The 19230-nt window shown below is 39.1% G+C and carries 19 protein-coding genes; 7 read left to right on the top strand and 12 right to left on the bottom strand.

The annotated features are described in order from the left end of the window. Positions 1-8: 8 nt before the first annotated feature. From A3K93_RS06110 to A3K93_RS06065, 10 genes are all read right to left on the bottom strand, one after another. Complete coding sequence (locus tag A3K93_RS06110) at positions 9-1190, bottom strand: MFS transporter (protein WP_067729879.1); 1182 nt, start codon at positions 1188-1190, stop codon at positions 9-11. Between the two features lie 243 nt (positions 1191-1433). Further along, complete coding sequence (gcvH, locus tag A3K93_RS06105) at positions 1434-1808, bottom strand: glycine cleavage system protein GcvH (protein WP_067729877.1); 375 nt, start codon at positions 1806-1808, stop codon at positions 1434-1436. 74 nt (positions 1809-1882) lie between these two features. Then, on the bottom strand, positions 1883-2911 hold the full coding sequence (locus A3K93_RS06100) for an AraC family transcriptional regulator (RefSeq protein WP_067729875.1): 1029 nt from the start codon (positions 2909-2911) through the stop codon (positions 1883-1885). Positions 2912-3060: 149 nt separating this feature from the next. Further along, positions 3061-3510, bottom strand: coding sequence for a MaoC family dehydratase (locus A3K93_RS06095; RefSeq protein WP_067729873.1), 450 nt, complete (start codon positions 3508-3510; stop codon positions 3061-3063). Between the two features lie 5 nt (positions 3511-3515). Then, positions 3516-5357, bottom strand: a complete 1842-nt coding sequence (locus tag A3K93_RS06090; protein WP_067729871.1) for an ABC transporter ATP-binding protein — start codon at positions 5355-5357, stop codon at positions 3516-3518. A 173-nt stretch (positions 5358-5530) separates the two neighbouring features. Beyond that, the gene (locus A3K93_RS06085; protein ID WP_067729869.1) at positions 5531-6064 is read right to left on the bottom strand and encodes a DUF2058 domain-containing protein; all 534 of its coding nucleotides are present in this window, start codon (positions 6062-6064) and stop codon (positions 5531-5533) included. A gap of 13 nt (positions 6065-6077) precedes the next feature. Then, entirely contained in the window at positions 6078-6752 is a 675-nt protein-coding gene (locus A3K93_RS06080) for a YoaK family protein (protein WP_067729867.1), read from the bottom strand. A gap of 39 nt (positions 6753-6791) precedes the next feature. Further along, the gene (gene sstT / locus A3K93_RS06075) at positions 6792-7988 is read right to left on the bottom strand and encodes a serine/threonine transporter SstT (protein WP_067729865.1); all 1197 of its coding nucleotides are present in this window, start codon (positions 7986-7988) and stop codon (positions 6792-6794) included. A gap of 312 nt (positions 7989-8300) precedes the next feature. Further along, positions 8301-10049 carry a SulP family inorganic anion transporter gene (locus A3K93_RS06070; protein WP_067729863.1) on the bottom strand — a complete coding sequence of 583 codons (1749 nt, stop codon included), beginning with the start codon at positions 10047-10049 and terminating at the stop codon, positions 8301-8303. Between the two features lie 133 nt (positions 10050-10182). After that, positions 10183-10518 carry an ArsR/SmtB family transcription factor gene (locus A3K93_RS06065; protein WP_067729861.1) on the bottom strand — a complete coding sequence of 112 codons (336 nt, stop codon included), beginning with the start codon at positions 10516-10518 and terminating at the stop codon, positions 10183-10185. A 280-nt stretch (positions 10519-10798) separates the two neighbouring features. On the opposite strand from A3K93_RS06065, the gene cysK reads away from it, so the two are divergent. The 4 genes from cysK to A3K93_RS06045 all read left to right on the top strand — a co-directional run bounded on the left by cysK (position 10799) and on the right by A3K93_RS06045 (position 15257). Further along, positions 10799-11797 (top strand): cysteine synthase A, encoded by a 999-nt coding sequence (cysK, locus tag A3K93_RS06060; protein ID WP_067729859.1) that lies wholly within the window; start codon positions 10799-10801, stop codon positions 11795-11797. Positions 11798-11931: 134 nt separating this feature from the next. Further along, entirely contained in the window at positions 11932-14616 is a 2685-nt protein-coding gene (locus A3K93_RS06055) for a heavy metal translocating P-type ATPase (RefSeq protein ID WP_067729857.1), read from the top strand. Then, positions 14613-15041: a Cu(I)-responsive transcriptional regulator gene (gene cueR, locus A3K93_RS06050; protein WP_067729855.1), complete on the top strand. Its 429-nt coding sequence runs from the start codon at positions 14613-14615 to the stop codon at positions 15039-15041. Before A3K93_RS06055 ends, cueR begins: the two co-directional genes overlap by 4 nt. Positions 15042-15062: 21 nt before the next feature. Continuing rightward, positions 15063-15257, top strand: coding sequence for a heavy-metal-associated domain-containing protein (locus tag A3K93_RS06045; protein ID WP_067731683.1), 195 nt, complete (start codon positions 15063-15065; stop codon positions 15255-15257). A gap of 27 nt (positions 15258-15284) precedes the next feature. Here A3K93_RS06045 and A3K93_RS06040 read toward each other — a convergent pair whose 3' ends face one another. After that, positions 15285-15890 carry a TetR/AcrR family transcriptional regulator gene (locus A3K93_RS06040; protein ID WP_067729853.1) on the bottom strand — a complete coding sequence of 202 codons (606 nt, stop codon included), beginning with the start codon at positions 15888-15890 and terminating at the stop codon, positions 15285-15287. Positions 15891-16054: 164 nt separating this feature from the next. Continuing rightward, entirely contained in the window at positions 16055-17128 is a 1074-nt protein-coding gene (locus tag A3K93_RS06035) for a zinc-binding metallopeptidase family protein (protein ID WP_067729851.1), read from the bottom strand. Between the two features lie 323 nt (positions 17129-17451). Here A3K93_RS06035 and ureE point away from each other — a divergent pair, with 323 nt between their 5' ends. The 3 genes from ureE to ureG are packed head-to-tail and all read left to right on the top strand — an operon-like array spanning position 17452 to position 19217. Then, entirely contained in the window at positions 17452-17934 is a 483-nt protein-coding gene (ureE, locus tag A3K93_RS06030) for an urease accessory protein UreE (protein ID WP_067729850.1), read from the top strand. After that, positions 17921-18586 carry an urease accessory protein UreF gene (locus A3K93_RS06025; RefSeq protein ID WP_067729847.1) on the top strand — a complete coding sequence of 222 codons (666 nt, stop codon included), beginning with the start codon at positions 17921-17923 and terminating at the stop codon, positions 18584-18586. Before ureE ends, A3K93_RS06025 begins: the two co-directional genes overlap by 14 nt. Before the next feature lie 16 nt (positions 18587-18602). Continuing rightward, positions 18603-19217, top strand: a complete 615-nt coding sequence (ureG, locus tag A3K93_RS06020) for an urease accessory protein UreG (protein WP_067729845.1) — start codon at positions 18603-18605, stop codon at positions 19215-19217. Positions 19218-19230: the final 13 nt, after the last annotated feature.

Raw genomic sequence — 19230 nt, 5'->3', positions numbered from 1 at the left:
CTTATTGATTAGGCATTTACAGCTTTTCGATCAATAAAGACTTTAAAGTACAACACGCTCAGCAAAGTTAATATTGCACAGAAAATATAAGCGAAACTATAACTTTGCGCTGCAATAATAAGTCCAACCACAGTTGAACCAATCGCAATACCTAAATCATATAAAGTATAGAAAGTCGAAGTTGCATGTCCAATACGATGTTTCGGTGCACGTTGTAGTGCCAGGGTTTGAATACATGGCTGTGCGCTGCCGAAACCTAAACCAATACACACCGCTGCAACTAAAAAGCCTGTTAATGTTTCAACTTGGCTTAAAATAAATAAACCTAAGCTAAAAGTAACAAGTGAAGGGTAAATGACATATTTAGGTCCTTTACGGTCATATATTTTGCCGGTGATGGGTCTTAGACTCATCATCGAAACTGCAAATACAATAAAGAAGAGACCTGAATAAGCCATCAGATTTTTTGAAGCGGCAAAAGGCGCAATAAACGACATAATGCTGGCATATGAAAATGAAATCAGCATAGCCAATAATGCGATGGGAACAGCTTTTTTCTCTACAAAATTATTGATATTAAAGAAAGAACCTTGAGATTGGACTTTGACAGGTTTCACAGGCTCTTTCATTGGAATAAGGAAACAGAATATAAAACCGACGCACACCATCGCGCTTAAAATCGCGGTAATTGAAAGATAATTCATATATTGAATTAAACTTAAGCCAAGAAATGGGCCTAACACAATGCCTAAATTAATCGACATGACGAAGTAACCCATGCCTTCGCCTTTACGTTTTTCTGGAATAAATTGATTGACCACAGGCACAACCACAGTCGATAAAATACTAAACCAAATCCCATGTAGAAAGCGGATGATCAATAACCACGTTAGATTATCTGCAAGCAAATACGTAAACGTAAATAAGGTAAAGAAGGTTTCAGAAATAATCAGGGTTTTACGCACACCAAACTTCTGAATAATCAGACCACTAAATGGACGCACCAAAATTGCTGCTGCCATAAAGACTGTCATGGTCAGTCCCGCTTGTGTCAGCGTACCACCAAGTTCTTTTAAGATATAAATGGGCAGAATTGTGGTTTGAGCGAAGTAGAAAACAAATAAAAATAAATTATTTGCCAAACAAAGCATAAAAGGCTTTGTCCACAACGGCGCAGTTGAGACGTTCATTAGGAGTCCTAAGCATATACAGGATGAGACGCAATAATGAGAGAGGGAATTATGATTATTGTTTTAACCCCTCAGCTCTTGGCGATTCGAGGTGAGTGAATTTTATGCAAAATATGTGAAAATTACAATATTATTTGGTCAAAAACGCGAAATGATTAACATATTAAACGTAATTGAGCTTTTTTTAAGCAAAAAAACCAGCCGATGAAGACTGGTTTTTGAAATTAACTTGGAGTGCAGGTCTTAAAGGCCAGCTTCGTAGTCAGCACTTGAAAGTAATTTTTCAACATCTGCTATATTGTCAGGTTTAATTTTATAGATCCAACCTTTGCCATATGGGTCGTCATTAATAAAGTCAGGATCATCTTCAAGTGCAGGGTTAATTTCTACGACAACACCAGAAACAGGGGCATGAATATCTGACGCAGTTTTAACAGACTCAACCACACCTGCTTGTTCACCAGCAGTAATATGACTCTCTAAATCTGGTGCTTCAACATAAACCAAGTCACCAAGCGCATCTTGTGCATGGTCAGAGATCCCTGTTACAACAAGATCACCTTCGATACGAACCCATTCATGCGTACTTGCGTACTTTAATTCTGAAGGATGATTCACGGATAACTCCCTAAATATAGCTAAAGATTATTTTTGCCATGATTTATACATTCTTTTGTGGCAAAACGAAAGGCTTAAAGGTACGGATCTTTACGCCAGTTGCTTGGACTACGACCACTCCAGCGTTTAAAAGCACGACTGAAGTTCGCTACATCGCTATAACCGAGTTCGTCAGCAATTTGCTCTAACGTAAAGTCTGTACGTGAAAGTAAAGAAGTTGCATGGCGATAACGTACTTCATCGACAATGGTAGAGAATGATGTACCTTCTGCAGCCAATTGGCGTTTGAGCGTCCGGTCAGACATATGCAAACGATCGGCAACTGCTTCTATACTTAAATAATGCTGTTCAGAATTGGTCAAAATGTCACGGACACGCATGGAAATTCGGTGTCTTTCACCTAAAGCCGATAGTTCAGCTTCACATTGATTAATAGCAATCTGACTGGCAATTGGATCAGCATGTACCAACTTATTGGCTAAATAGCTTTTATCAAAACTTAGTAATAAATGTGGCTGTTCAAAACGGAATTGATGGTAGGGCAGTTTTGCCATAAAGCGCTCAAACCCGTCAGGCTTTTTAAAGTCAAAATCAATATCGCCACTGGCTTTATCAACGCCTGTAATCGCACTTGCCATACTGATCATGCCAATAATCAGTGCGATTGAAATTTCAGTACGAAGCGGTTCTAATTGCACATCAGTTTGCAGTTGAACAGTGGCTTTTTCCCCAAAGGTGGAGAAAAACAGCTGCAAAAATGGCATACGAAGTTGTACAAAACGATTGGCCAAGACTAAGGCATCGGTAATGTTGTTCGCCGTCATAATGGCATAGCCAATAAAGCCATGAATCGAAATACGCATCTGCGTACCCAAATGGTACCCAAGGGTCGGTTCACCTGTGAGTTTAAGCGCATGTTTGACCAATTCATTGGCAATCGGTGTCGGAATACGAAATTCAGGATCGGCTAATTGTTCACTGTTTAAATTAAAAGGTTTAAATAAGGACTCGTCGTTATAACCCCAGCGGGAGATAACATCGAGAAGTAAAAGACCATATACACCTGGAATACCTTGGTCTTGACGTGGAACAATTGTCTTCATGCGCGATCCGTTGCATTCTTTCAAATTTTTCTTATCGAATAAATACTGTCATGAAACAGTCTATTTTTAAGTATTTATTGTCAGACAATACGTTGAGCATTGTGTAAATGACTTGTGCAGATTAGCTTGATTTCTGGGTAAAAATCAAACTAATTCAGTGTAAAGTCGAGTTTAAATACAAGAATTTTGGTTGTGGATTGAAGAAGCACTTCATCATTTTGATTGAGTGCTTCAGTTTCATAACTCACAATCCCACGATCATTTTTACGTTTTGAAGGTTGGATATCTGTAATTTTTACTCGAACACGTATCTGATCATTCGGTCGAGTTGGACGCGGCCATTGTAGGTGTGATTCGGAGCCAATGAGGCCATAGGCAACTGGAAAACATTCCGTCCATAGTCGCATCACGACAGCTGCTGTGTGCCAACCACTGGCTGCCAAACCTTTAAAAATGGGATGTTGCTGCGCTGCATCTGGATGCGTATGAAATACTTGCGGATCATAGCGTTGTGCAAATTCTATGATTTCATCAAGTTCCATCAAATATGGGCGACTTTCAAATACATCACCTATATTTAAATCTTCCAAATACAGCATTCACATCATCCTTGTTTGGTGTCTTGTTCGATTAAAAATCCGCCTGTTTGGCGTTGCCACAGTTTTGCATATATTCCATCTAAGGCAACTAATTCATCATGCGTGCCTTGCTCAACGATTTGACCTTGGTCAAGCACAATTAAACGATCCATCTGTGCAATGGTCGACAGTCGGTGTGCAATTGCAATGACGGTTTTATCTTGCATCAAGTCATCTAAACTACTTTGAATAGCGGCTTCAACTTCAGAGTCGAGGGCACTGGTTGCTTCATCCAAAATTAAAATCGGCGCATCTTTTAAAAATACCCGTGCAATCGCAATCCGTTGGCGCTGTCCGCCTGAAAGTTTCACACCACGTTCACCGACGTAGGCCTCATAGCCACGTTTACCGCGTAAATCGGTCAGTTGTGGAATAAATTCTTCAGCTTTGGCTTTGCGAACCGCTTCAAACATCTCTTCATCGGAGGCTTGAGGGCGGCCATATTTAATATTTTCAGCCACGGTACGGTGTAAGAGCGAAGTATCTTGAGTCACCAACGCAATATTTTTCCGCAAACTGTCTTGGGTAACTTCGGAAATATCTTGTCCATCAATTAAGATACGACCTTGATTGACCTGATAGAAATGCAATAACAACTGAATTAATGTGGATTTCCCCGCACCAGAGCGTCCTACAACCCCAATTTTTTCACCCGGGCGAATGGTTAAATTAAACTGTTGAATGACATTTTTATCGTTATAGGCAAAGCTGACATTTTCAAATTTAATTTCACCCTGCTTCAGCTGTAATTCAGGTGCATTAGGCTTATCTTCAATGCTGATTGGGCGACCTAAGGTTTTCATGCCATCCTGAATGGTACCGACATTTTCAAATAAGGCAGAGGTTTGCCACATAATAAATTCAGCAATACTGTTCAGTTTTAAAATCATGGCTGTGGTGGCTGCAATCACACCCAATTGTGCCTGACCTTGCATCCATAACCAAACGGCTGTCCCAATCACACCGGCATACAGCACCACACTTAAGCATAAAATTGTAATTTCATACTGTGCACCCAAGCGCATTTGTTTATACACAGTCACCATAAATTCTTGCATCGAGGCTTTGGCATATTGGCTCTCACGTCCTGCATGGGCAAACAGTTTAACCGTTTGAATATTGGTATAGGCATCGGTGACACGACCGGTCATAACAGCACGTGCATCCGCTTGAGCATTGGAGATTTTGCTCAGACGAGGAATAAAGTACAGCGCTGCACTGACAAATAAAATCAGCCAAATAAAAAGCGGTACAATCAGAAGCGGAGAGATCCCGCCCAACACAATATTAATAGTGACAAAGTAAATCAGCACATAAGCCAGTATATCGCCCAAGATCACCCAGAATTCGCGTACTGCGAGCGCTGTTTGCATGACTTTGGCAGATAAACGCCCGGCAAAGTCATTATGGAAAAAGTCCAAACTTTGTTTCAGCAATAAATTGTGAAAGCGCCAACGCAAACGCATTGGGAAATTACTAAATAGAATCTGGTGTTTAATAATGGATTGCATACTTGCAAATACGATATTCGCAAGAAGCACAGAAGCTAAAATGGTCAGATTGGTGGCATGCTGTTCGATAAATGTATCAGGTTGGCTTTGACTGAGCCAGTTGACCAAATCACCCACTTTGGCATATAGCAACGCTTCGAAACTCGCAGCTCCTGCAGTACATAGCACCAATAGCAGCAAATAACGGCGTACACCAGTGGCAGCCTGCCAAACAAAAGCAAAGAATGTTTTCGGTAATGGTTGATTTAAATTGTTTGTAGGATAGGGGTCTACCAAATTTTCAAACCATTTAAACATTCATTCACCTAAGTTAACTTCATCAATTGGCATATATTCTAAGTGAAATGAAACACTAAAGTCTGTGTTTATTTTGCTGATGGTTTTAGATTTTTTAATCTGTAAATAAAACCTTCTATGATTCATTTAACGTATAAAAAAAGCCCCATAGCGGGGCTTTTAATTTTTATGAATTACCACATTAAATCATCAGGAATCACGTATGCTGCATACGGATCTTCTTCATCTGTAGTTTCTTCATTCTTCTCAGAATTATTGACGATGATAAAGCCCTGCATTTTGGCATCAATACGATCTGCCAGTGCTTTTGGCAACACGGCATAAGCTTCACCTTCACGGGCAATCACAAGGCTACCTGCTACCAAAGCATTGTAAATTTGTTGATTGAGATAAATCTTCTTAATTTTTTCATCGATGAATTGATAAGCAATTTCACCATCAATATCACGAATTTTATGCTGGTTAATCATTTGCATGATGGCAGCTTTCAGCTCTTTTTCATGCAGTGCGGCTTTTTTCTCTTGTTCAATCGCTTGATCTTTCGCTAATTTTTCTTGTTTGGCTTTTTCAATATTGGCTTTAATTTCCGCTTCTGAGCTTTCACCGGTACGTTTTTCATGTACCGCTTGTTTTGACAATTTTTTTGCTTTTTTATTATCGACCAGACCTGCTTTTAACAATTGTGCCTGTAATGCATTTTTAACCATAAGAATTTCCAAACTAACTGTGAAGATGTCGATAACGTAAATAGATCACCCAATATACCAAACTCATGATGAGACTCAGTACAGCAGGGATCAAGAATGCGTTTAATTTTAAAGAAGGATAAATCCAACTGGCAAGGATGCCACCCAATAAAAATCCGAGCAAGATTAAAACATGCAAGATGACACGTTTAGTATCTAATACTAAACCTCTTAAGCGATAACCGAATGCCAAGCCTAAGTCTGTCAATACGCCCGATAAATGTGTGGTACGTATGATGGCGCCTTTATAGTGGCTGACCATGGCATTTTGAATACCCATGGCAACACAAGCAAATAACAGGGCATATTGCGGTACATACGGTAATAACAGCCAACAGAGGACAATAAAAAAAGCCACTAAACTTAAAGGATAACCATAGCGTAATCCTAAGTAAAAGTGACTATTTCCCAAAATCAATCCACTGATCAGCGAACCAATCAAAAAACACACAATGACAATGGCAAGATAGATGACTTGGTCAATATGACCTGCCAAGAGTGCCATTCCCAGCATACTGACATTGCCAGTCATATGTGAGACAGACTGATGTAAAACCGTAATTAAACCGAGTACATTGATCATGCCTGCATTAAAGGCTAAGAAAAATGCACCCAGTTGTATCCACGCGGGCAAACGTTGCAAAGGCATAATGCAAATAAAGAAAATGAATTAATTTTCAATATAAGATTATTTTTTTGCGAGGTCTACTGCTGCAGTAAATAAGACGTCCGTAGATGAGTTGAGTGCTGTTTCGGTTGAATCTTGAAGCACACTAATCACCATACCAATCGCGACCACTTGCATCGCAACATCGGTAGAAATACCAAATAATCCGCATGCCACTGGAATAAGTAGTAACGAACCACCCGCGACACCTGAAGCGCCACAAGCAGAAATTGCGGCAACTACAGATAGAATGAGCATTGTCATAAAGTCAACGCTAATACCCAAGGTATGTACAGTTGCTAATGATAAAATGGTAATCGTGACTGAAGCACCTGCCATGTTAATGGCTGCACCAAGTGGAATAGCCACACTTGAGGTTGACTCTGAAACACCAAGACGTTTTGCCAAGTCCATGTTTACAGGAATATTCGCGGCCGAACTACGCGTAAAGAATGCAGTGATTCCACTTTCACGAAGGCAAGTGAATACCAAAGGATATGGGTTTTGACGAGAAACAATTGCAACCATAATTGGGTTAATTACAAGGGCAACGAATGCCATAGTACCAATTAACACCGCCAATAAATGCGCATAGCTTGCTAAAGTATCTAAACCTGCTTCAGCGAAAGTGACTGCTACTAAACCAAAAATACCAATCGGTGCAAAACTGATCACTAAACGAATCACGTGATTAATGGCATTTGCAGCATCATTTAAAACAATTTTAGTTGTATCTGATGCATAACGGAAAGCAGTACCCAAGGCCACAGACCACGCTAAAATACCAATAAAGTTTGCTTCAGCAATTGCAGTCACCGGGTTCGCAACAAAACTTAAAAGCAAATTTCTAAGGATTTCGACCAAACTACCTGGTGGTTGTAAATCTGCTTGTGCACTCGCATCAAGGAATAAGGTACTTGGGAAAACAATACTTGCAATCACTGCACTAAATGCAGCGAGGAACATGCCCACACCGTACATATACATAATTGGTTTTATTTTGGCGTTACCTTGTCCTACTTTGAAGTTAGCAATGGAAGCCATAACTAAAACAAAAACAAGAATAGGTGCGACTGATTTTAATGCTTTAATAAATAAGTCACCAAGTAAACTTAGGGAAGGAGCAGCTTCTGGGAAGAAGAGAGCTACAGCTACACCTAAAATAATGGCGATAATAATACGGGAGACTAAACTCATACGCATGAGGGCAGAGAACATAAAAGTGCCTTGTTTGAGTGACGAGGGCGAATTTCGATAAAAAGTTTCACTATTTTATACTCAAAAGCAAAATGTCTTAAAATATATTTTTAGATAAAATATAAGTTAATGAAAATTAATAATATTATTAAAGTGTAATTATTCTATTTGTACTAATTTTAAACGATATAGTTGATATTTATCATAAATTTAGCACGATATGAATTGATAAACGGACACAAAATAAATCAGGTTCTTTAGTTTTATTTGACCATTTAGTCAAAATGATCACGTATTTCTAAACTTAAAATACGTGATTTATGACGAGATTATTTATATCGAATAATCTTTATTTTGTGAAAAAATTTCAGGTGCAACATCCTTTAAAGCCTGAAAATGGGTCAAATAAATCCGTCCACTTAAATGAGTTAGCAGTTTGGAATTTTGCAGGTGATCCATTACAGGACCTTTAACTTCAGCAAAGTGTAAGCGGATATTGAGTTTAGACAACTCGGCGTTTAAATCTTCAAGCATTTCCAATGCACTTAAATCAATCGCACTAATACTTGAGCAATTTAAAATCACATGATGAATATCAGTATAATCACTCAATTGATTAATCAAATATCCCTTTAGTGCATTGGCATTTAAAAACGTCAAATTTTCATCAATTCGTAATGACAATACGTGATTGGAAGTGACCACTTGATGACGATGGATATTCCTAAAATGCTGTGTTCCTTCAACCAATCCGACAACCGCAATATGCGGACGGCTGATCCGCCATAACATCAGAATAAATGTAGAAACGATACCAATAATGAGGCCAGTTGAGATATCAATAAAGATAACGCCCAAAAAGGTAATCCACATCGCGATACCATCAGCTTTAGAATAGCGCCATGCATCAACAAAGGGAGTGAAATCAACCAATTTCCAAATCGAAACAATAATCGTAGCCGCAAGAATACTCAGTGGAAGATCTTCAAAAAACTGGGTGAAGTACAGACTGACCACTACAATCAATAAAGACGATAAAACACCCGCCATAGGCGTTTTTGCCCCAGCATCTGCATTGACCACAGTACGCGACAAACTCCCTGTTACCGGAAATGCCGCACTCATCCCTGCACTCATATTGGCTACGCCTAGCGCGATCAATTCTTGATTACTATTCAGTTGACTGCGTTGTTGTAGTGCGGTCGCCTGTGCAATGGATAAGGACTCGATAAAACTGATCATGGCAATCATGGTTGCGCCGGGTAGCAGTTTCAGCACAAGGTCAGTATTCCAATGTGGAAATGACAAAGGTGGAAAGCCTGATGGAATAGTGCCCACAGTTTTAATGCCATAACCTGTTAAATTCAACATAACGACAGCCACAATACTTGTAATCACTAAAAGTAAGGGGATTGCTCGAATCAGAAAATCTGTAGAGCCAAGCAGTGCTTTCACTTTTTCAATTTTAAATACCTGAGGTAAATAAATCAGTATGGCGATGCTAATCACACCAAAGACCACACTTGGCCAATGGATAAAAGGGAAATAAGTAAGCAGTGTCTGAATAAATTCAGGAATGTTATTGGCATTTAATGGGACATTGACGATAAATTTTAATTGTCCCAAGGCAATGAGTAAGGCAGAGGCAATAATAAAACTTTTAATCACCGGATGACTGATCAGCTGAATGAGAAAGCCAAAACGACAGATGCCGAGTAATAGAGAAATGATACCGACCATCATCGCAAGCAAGGTCGCAGCTTCGATATAAACAGGTGATCCCACCTCAAACATAGGATTCAGCGTGGCAAAGGTCATCATTGAAATGATGGCCACTGGACCAATCGATAAAGTCGTGCTACCACCCAATAAGGCATACACAAGCATAGGTAATATACTGGCGTATAAGCCCATAATGGGTGGTAAGCCTGCCAACATTGCGTATGCCATTCCTTGCGGAACTAGCATGGCAACCACAATCAATGCAGCAAGCAAATCAGATTTAAATTTGATTTGGTTATATTGACTGAGCCATGCCCATGCGGGAAGAAATTGAAGCAGTTTTGACTTATTGGCAGACATGAAAACTTCTAAATCACAAATATAGATATATTATGCACAAAAACTGCTAAGAAGTCTTAGTTTGTCAAGCTCACTTAATCAGCGGATCGAATGATTTAACTTTTAGCATTTAACTCAACACATATTGATTCAGTTAGGATGCTTGTTCGTACTCATTATTGAGTTGTGGGCAATATAACTGGTGTAAGGTTTTAAGTAGTTCAATCAGTTTTTCATCCTGTAGAGAATAAAAGATTTGTTTACCTTCACGACGTGTATGTACAAGACCACTCTTACGCAAAATCATGAGTTGTTGTGAAAGTGTAGGCTGGCGTACACCTGTTATTTCTTCGATTTGTGTAACGTTTAATTCTTGCTTGGACAAATGACATAAAATGGTTAAACGATCTGCATTAGAGATTGATTTTAATGTGATGAGAACTTGATCAATTGATTCGTTAATTTGAGTTAAGTCCTGATCAGTGGTCATAATGAATCCATTCTTGGTAAAAATATTTATTTGATTATATGAGTAAGTTTCTTCATTCTATTATCTAAAATGCTAATTCTTGATTAATATTTATGAATTTGTATATCAGAATAAATTATAAAATAATACGTTCTATATACGTAGTGATTGCTTTTAAAGGATTATAATTTTTTAGGTTAAATAAATTTCTATGAAAATAGGTACTTGATCTGAGTCAATTTGCCATTTGCACTCAAATTGAGCATATTATTTTCAGCTATAGATGATTAGGGATATTGAAATGACTACAGATTCTGCTTTTCCAACACCAAGTAACTTGGGTATCGCGGTTTACAATAACAATGCTGAAGCGATTGGGAATACACCATTAGTACGTATCAACCGTGCAATTTCAGGCGGTGCGACAGTCCTTGCAAAAATTGAAAGCCGTAACCCTGCATTTTCTGTGAAATGTCGTGTTGGTGCTGCGCTTATTGCAGACGCTGAAAAGTCTGGAAAATTAAAACCAGGTATGCACATTGTTGAACCAACTAGTGGTAATACGGGTATTGCGCTTGCTTTCGTTGCAGCTGCCAAAGGTTATGACATTACCTTGACTATGCCGGCAAGTATGAGTATTGAACGCCGTAAAGTCGTCAAAGCTTTGGGTGCAAACCTGATTTTGACTGAACCTGCGAAAGGGATGAAAGGTGCGGTTGACGAAGCTGTACGTTTGGTGACTGAAGAACCAGAAAAATACTTCTTGCCACAGCAGTTTGAAAACCCAGCAAACCCTAAAATCCACGAAGAAACCACTGGTCCTGAAGTTTGGGAAGCAACAGGCGGTAATGTTGATATTCTCGTTTCAGGTGTAGGTACTGGTGGTACGATTTCTGGTATTTCACGTTACTTTGAAAAAGTAAAAAATAAAGCAATTTATTCAGTTGCTGTAGAACCTGCTGAATCACCAATTATTGGTCAAGCAAAACGTGGTGAAACCCTAACACCTGGACCACATAAAATCCAAGGTATCGGCGCAAACTTTATTCCAGGTAACTTAGACCTAGATTTAGTAGATGAAGTTATTGCCATCCAAAGCAATGATGCAGTTGAATGGGCACGTAAAACTGCAGTTCAAGAAGGGATCTTGGTTGGTATTTCAAGTGGTGCTGCAATGGCAGCAGCTGCGCAGCTTGCTGCACGTCCTGAGAATGCAGGTAAAAATATTGTGGTGATTCTTCCAGATGCGGGTGAACGCTACTTATCTTCAATTCTGTTTGAAAATATTTCAGCTGAATAACACCATTAATTTAAAGAGCCTGAGTTTATCTCAGGCTTTTTTTTGCCATAAAATTGTATTTCAGTGTGAAAACTTGACCTTCCTATAATGGGAAGGTTTAAGCTTAGACAATATTGAGGCTTTCGGAGTTAACAATGCAAGTAGAGCGCACAACACAATTCCAAATACATATCCCGATAGAAGGAATGACCTGTGCCTCTTGTGTTGCACGTGTTGAAAAAGCACTTAAGAACATCGAAGGTGTGACTGAAGCTCAAGTCAATCTAGCCACTGAAAAAGCAACAATATATAGTTCAAAGAAGTTGGCAATAACTGATCTGATTGAAAAAATACAAAAGACTGGCTTTGATGTCCCGACCAAAAAAATTGAATTAAATATTGAAGGAATGACCTGCGCTTCTTGTGTTGCTCGGGTAGAAAAGGCACTCAAAAAAGTAGATGGTGTCATTTCAGCACGAGTTAATCTCGCTACAGAAAAAGCACAGTTAGAGACAGTCAATACTTTAGAGCCTAACTTACTCACTAAAGCTGTAGAGAAGGCAGGTTTCGATATTGGTTCAGCACCCATTTATTTGAATATTTCAGGTATGAGCTGTGCTTCATGTGTAGCACGGGTTGAGAAAGCACTGAGTAAGGTAAATGGTGTTAAGAGTGCCTCCGTCAATTTAGCAAATGAGCAAGCGGTTGTACTAGGACAGCAGCTTTCAGCTATAGATCTTATTCAAGCCATAGAGAAAGCTGGATTCCACGCTGAACTTAAACCACAAGAACAGAGCAGTGATGCAATCAGTCAAAGTAACAAGCGCAATCAGGAAGCACACGAGTTAAAACGAGATTTTTATCTCGCTTTATTTTTAGCACTGCCTGTTTTTATTTTAGAAATGGGTTCGCATCTTATTCCTGCATTTCATCATTTTATTCATACCGTCACTGGCAATCAAAATAGTTGGTATATCCAGTTTGTACTTACCACATTCATTTTACTTTTCCCCGGACGCCGTTTTTATCAGCATGGTATCCCTGCATTATTAAGATTAGCCCCTGATATGAATTCTTTGGTCAGCGTGGGGACATTTTCCGCTTATTCATTTTCTGTGGTCGCAACGTTCTTTCCCACACTTTTACCTGCCAATACGGTACATGTTTATTTTGAAGCAGCAGCGGTCATTATTGCGCTCATTTTACTCGGACGTTATTTAGAAGCTAAAGCTAAAGGAAAAACTTCCCAAGCCATTCAATACCTAATTGGGCTTCAGCCCAAAAGTGCACGTATTCAGCAAGGTCATGATTGGATTGACGTTGCGATTCAAGATTTGCAAAAAGATATGTTGATTCAAATCCGTCCAGGTGAAAAAGTCCCAGTGGATGGTGTGGTTACCGAAGGACAAAGTTATATCGATGAATCGATGATTAGCGGCGAACCTTTGGCAGTAGCAAAAAAGGTCGATGATCAGGTTGTCGGTGGTAGCCTTAATCAAAATGGTACATTGACGATACGTGCAACACATGTAGGGCAAGATTCGGTACTTGCGCAAATTATTCAAATGGTCGAACAAGCACAAGGGGCAAAATTACCTATTCAAACCTTAGTGGATAAAGTCACTCTTTGGTTTGTACCCGCTGTGATGTTCTGTGCATTGTTGACCTTTATCTTATGGTATTTGTTAGGACCTGTGCCTAGCTTAACCTACGCATTAGTAAATGCCGTTGCGGTTCTGATTATTGCCTGTCCATGCGCGATGGGTTTGGCTACACCGACTTCAATCATGGTGGGTACAGGCCGTGCCGCTGAGCTGGGAATTCTATTTCGAAAAGGTGATGCTTTACAGCGACTGCAACAGAGTCAAGTTGTTGCATTGGATAAAACAGGCACATTGACCGAAGGAAAACCGACGCTCACAGATATTTATGTCTTAGATGGATTCAATGAAAATCAGGTTTTGCAGTGGGTGGCTTCTGTGGAAGTCAAATCTGAACATCCCATTGCTTATGCGATTGTGAATGCTGCACGAGAACGCAATATTGAACTCGTCAATGTAGAAGAGTTTGATTCAATTACTGGTTTAGGTATTCGAGCAAAAAGTGATGAGCAAATAGTATGGATCGGTGCAGAACGCTTAATACAAAAAAATGGTTTAGATACTGCCATTTTTAAAACCCAAATCCATCAACTGGCACAACAGGGCAAAACACCTATTTATATTCAGATTGATCAGAAATTAGTAGGTGTTATCGCTGTATCAGATCCGATTAAACCAACAACTTTTACTGCAATTCAAGCATTGCATCAACAAGGTTTAAAAGTCGCGATGATTACAGGTGATCATGCATTTACAGCGCAAGCTGTGGCGAAACAGCTCCATATTGATCATGTCATTTCGGAAGTTTCACCGCAGCAAAAAGTCGAAGCAATTCAACAATTGCAACACCAATACGGCGCAGTGACTTTTGTTGGAGATGGAATAAACGATGCACCTGCTTTGGCGCAAGCCGATGTCGGAATTGCGATTGGAACAGGAACCGATATTGCAATTGAAGCCGCAGATGTGGTTCTCATGGCAGGAAATTTACAACTGGTTGCAACTGGTATTGCCATCAGTCATGCAACAATGACCAATATCAAACAGAATTTATTTTGGGCCTTTGTTTATAATATTGCCTTAATTCCGATTGCGGCAGGGGTGTTATATCCATTTTATGGTGTACTGTTATCTCCGATTTTAGCAGCCGCTGCGATGGCATTATCTTCGGTCTTTGTGATTTCAAATGCACTTCGACTGAAAAAATTTAAAGCGATAAACACGAGTGAGCTGGTATGAATATCGGACAAGCAGCAAAACGATCTGAATTATCTGCCAAAATGATTCGCTATTATGAGGAAATCGGTCTATTGCCTAGCCCACAGCGTAGTGACTCAGGCTATCGGATTTATACTGAACAGGATATAAAGCGCTTAGAGTTTATTCAAAATGCCAGATTAATGGGTTTTTCATCGGAGCAGATGAAAGATTTATTACAGCTTTGGTTAGATCCTCAGCGACAAAGTCTAGATGTCAAAGTCTTAGCACAGCAGCATATTCAGCTTTTAACCGATAAAATTGCTGAAATGCAAAAGATGGTCAATGTGTTACAGCATGCCGTGAATCAATGTGCTGGGAATGCAGCATCAGAATGTGAGATTTTAAATCAAATAGAACAGGGCGTACCGCATGAGTCTTCATGTCGGACAGCTTCAAACGTTTAAACATAAGGAATGAAAAGTGATATGAAATTTAAAATTGAAAATATGACCTGTGGTGGCTGTGCGCGCAGTGTAACAGCAACGATTAAAGAGTTAGATCAAAATGCTGTGGTCAATATTGATATTGAATCAAAATGGGTTGAAGTGGACACCAATGTTCCTGAGCAGGAAGTAATAGAAGCATTGAATGAAGATGGTTTCCCACCCGTCAATGTCTAAAAATAAAAATGAACGGCTTAAGAAAACTTAAGCCGTTTTTTGTTGAGGCGATAAGAATAGGGCTTGATCAATATAGAGTTGAATCATGCGCTCACGACAACCAATGGCTTTTTGATAACTGGTTGAATTGAGGAGCAATGCCGCACCATGCGTGATCGTCCAAATATAAGATAAATAATCTCGAATGGATAATGTGCTGTGAATCGATTTTAAATAGTCTTGGGTCAGATCTTTCAGCAATAAAATACGTTCTTCACGGATTTGATACAACTTTTGAAAATGTTCTTTTAAATTGCGTTCAGTATTGGTTAAGCGTTCCTCAATCATATGGAACATAATCGTACGCTGAGCATTGAGTAAATGATAAAGCATATATTCTTTTACATAGCTTTTAAAATCCAGTTCACTCTTTTGACAAAGCGCTAAAATACGTTGTTCATTTAAAATAATCAGTTCCAGATAAAGCTGATTTTTACTACTAAAATGCTTATAAATGGTCCCTTTTGCGACATCAATTTCGCTGGCCAAATCATTTAAGGTAATATCTTCATTGTTTTCAAGAAGTAAAATTTCAGCTTGTGCGAGAATTTTTTCTTTACGTTGATTAAAGTTTTGTTGCCTTAAACTGTTCATTAAAACATCTCAATTTGTTTACAGCTGTATTAAGACTATTGAATTCAAATTGTTCTGAATATAAAACTAAGGTCTCGTTTAAAGCATTATTTGTGTATATTTTAATCAAACATCTCATTTAATTATAAAATTGAAGCATTTAATAGAAAAATGGAAAACATCGTTTATTGAGATTTAAATGCCTTATCTAAAACGTGACGATGGATAAAACGCAGTTTATCTTTTACACATTCACTAAGTTGAAATGGATAAGCATCTTCAAGTCCCATGCTTCGGTTCAGCGAATTTAAATTAAAGGTCAGGGTAATCCAATTTTCTAGTACATGTTCGAAGTCTTTGGCTCCGATCGGACACTCCTTAAATGCCATGCTGTTTAAGGTCGTGCCATTGCCATCCACACGTAATCCTGCATAGTAAGCAGTTTCCATCGTTTCCATCATATGCAGATAATGCGCCCATGTTTCAGCCCAATCTTCCCATGGATGAGAGCTGGCATAGGTACTGATATATTGCTCCTGCCAATTCTCAGGTGCGCCGTCTTCATAATGCCGATCTAGTGCTTTTTTATAATCGATGCGTTCATCCCCAAAGTAATGACGGAATTCATCAATTAATTCTGGATGCAATAATTGCATCAAATTCAAATAATAATGCCCACTTTCGTGGCGGAAGTGCCCTAAAAGAGTGCGATAGTTTTCACCCATATTAACTCGTGTTGTTTCACGATAAACCACATCAGCTTCAATGGCATTCAGTGTAATGACACCATTGGCATGACCTGTTAATACAGGTTGACCATCTATCGGCATCAAAAATTCAAAACTCAAGCCATAGGGATCATCTATGGTGCGTTTCGGACGAGGCAACATAAACATGCGCTGTGCCAAATAGAGAAAACGCCGTTTTGCATCTTCCAGACGGCGCCAATAGGTAAATACTTCATCATTGTCCAAATTTGGAATAACCGTCGTGAGCTGACAGGATTCACAATATTCATCTTCAGCATGTGCAGGAATCATCCAATTGCAGACCTGATAGTTTTGATAGTTATAACAAGGTTTAAACAACTGGGTTTTATAGTGCGAATTTTGAGCTTGCCAAGAGTTTTCATCACATTTTTTAAACGTACCCATATCCCGTTCAGACGCAACGAAACCAATGGGAGATTGGCAATGTATGCAAATCGTATCTGAGAAAAAGATTTGCTGCTGACATACGGCACATTCAAAATATTTCATAGTGATTTTGTGGCGATATTTGCACCAAAGTCACGCGCGGTCTCTAAAGAAAATATTGAAAATAAAAACATTTTAAAATATTGATTCATTTAGATTTGAGTGACTTAGGTTTGTTTTTTCGCTCAATACTCTGTCCTTTATTTGATCATAGTTTAGCTTAGCTTGATGCTGTATGAAATATGATTATTCAATCAATAAAAAATAATTCCAAAACATAATTTTGGCACGATAACTGCTTTATTTTGATGCAAGTTTTCATGGCATCCATAAAAATGTTCCAAAAACGCAATGTGGATGACCTAAATAAGTGCTAAAGGATTTCGATGAAGATTTACACACAACGCTTAGAGCAGTTAGACCAAGATGCTGTTTATGAAAGTATTGAGTTGAACTTCGATACACGGCAAAAAAGTCGTTTTCGTGCCACTTTAAAAAATGGTCACGATATTGGGGCAGATTTACCCCGTACGGGAATATTAAGAAGTGGGTCTTTTATTGCCACTGATGCGGGTGAAATTTTAAAAGTAGAAGCCAAGCCTGAACAATTGATGTGTGTCAGTAGTTCAGATGCTTTTGAGTTGCTTAAAGCAGCTTACCATTTGGGTAATCGTCATGTGCCATTAATGCTCACACCAACGGCATTGTACTTTGAGCCTGATCATGTTTTGGCAGAAATGGTAGAAGGTTTAGGACTTCATGTAGAAAACGTCATGCATCCATTTGAACCTGAAAGTGGTGCTTATGCACAGCATCAACATGATCATCGTTTAAGCCCAATTAAAGCGATTCATCATGTCAGCCATTAAAGCATCACAGTTATTGAGCTTATTAACACTGTCATCAACCGCACTGCCTATTGGCGCATATTGTTATTCGCAGGGTGTAGAAAGTGCGATTGATCGCGGCATGGTTTATGACGAAGCATCCAGTATTGCTTATTTTCATGAAGTACTGGAAATGCTGCTGGTTCGCTTTGAACTCCCATTATTGAAGCGCTTGATGGAAAACTATGATCAACCAGAGGCATTTTTGTATTGGGCAAATTTGTACAAAGCTAGCCGAGAAAGCAGTGAATTACTGGCGGAATCTCAACAATTGGCATTTTCTTTGAATGCATGGATTCGAGATGTTTTAAAAAAGCCAGTCAAAGTTAAAAAGCAGCTCGGTTATGTCCCTGTTTATGCACAGCTTTGTGGTGAATTACAGCTCAATGTCGATGAAGTTCTCACAGCTTATGCATTTGCTGTTTTGGAAAATCAGGTTTTGGCAGCGGTGAAAACCGTACCACTAGGACAGATGAGTGGACAGCGCATTTTATGGGAATTACACCAAATTATTCCCGATGCAATCGAGCGAGCTTTAAAGCTTGAAGATGATCAGCTCAGTAGTGCTTTGCCGAATTACGCCATGCTCAGCATGCAACATGAAAATCAATATTCACGATTATTTAGATCTTAAAAAATAGGAAATACTCATGTCAGAACGTAGTCCTTTACGCGTAGGAATTGGTGGACCAGTCGGTTCAGGTAAAACGGCGCTTACACTGAATTTATGTCAGGCATTACGCAATAAATACAACATGGCGGTCGTGACCAATGACATTTACACAAAAGAAGATTCTAACTTTTTAACGCGTAATGAAGCGATGGAACCTGAACGTATTGTCGGTGTAGAAACAGGCGGCTGTCCACATACTGCGATTCGTGAAGATGCTTCAATTAACCTTGCTGCGATTGATGATCTTTGTGAAAAATTTGATGGTTTGGAACTGATTATTATCGAAAGTGGTGGCGATAACCTTGCTGCAACATTTAGCCCTGAACTGTCTGATTTAACTTTATATGTGATTGATGTGGGCGGTGGTGAAAAGATTCCACGTAAAGGTGGCCCCGGAATTACAAAGTCCGATTTATTAATTATCAATAAAACCGACTTGGCGCCAATGGTTGGTGCAAATTTGGATGTCATGGATCAAGACGCGAAACGTATGCGTGGTGAAAAACCATTTTTATTTTCAAATATGAAAACTAAAGATGGCTTAGATCAGATTATTGAGTTCATCGAAAAACAAGGCTTGTTTAAGTCTTAATCCCCGACCTTTT

This window comes from Acinetobacter sp. NCu2D-2, assembly GCF_001647675.1.
GTDB lineage: Bacteria > Pseudomonadota > Gammaproteobacteria > Pseudomonadales > Moraxellaceae > Acinetobacter.
This window is presented reverse-complemented; position numbering and strand designations above follow the sequence as displayed.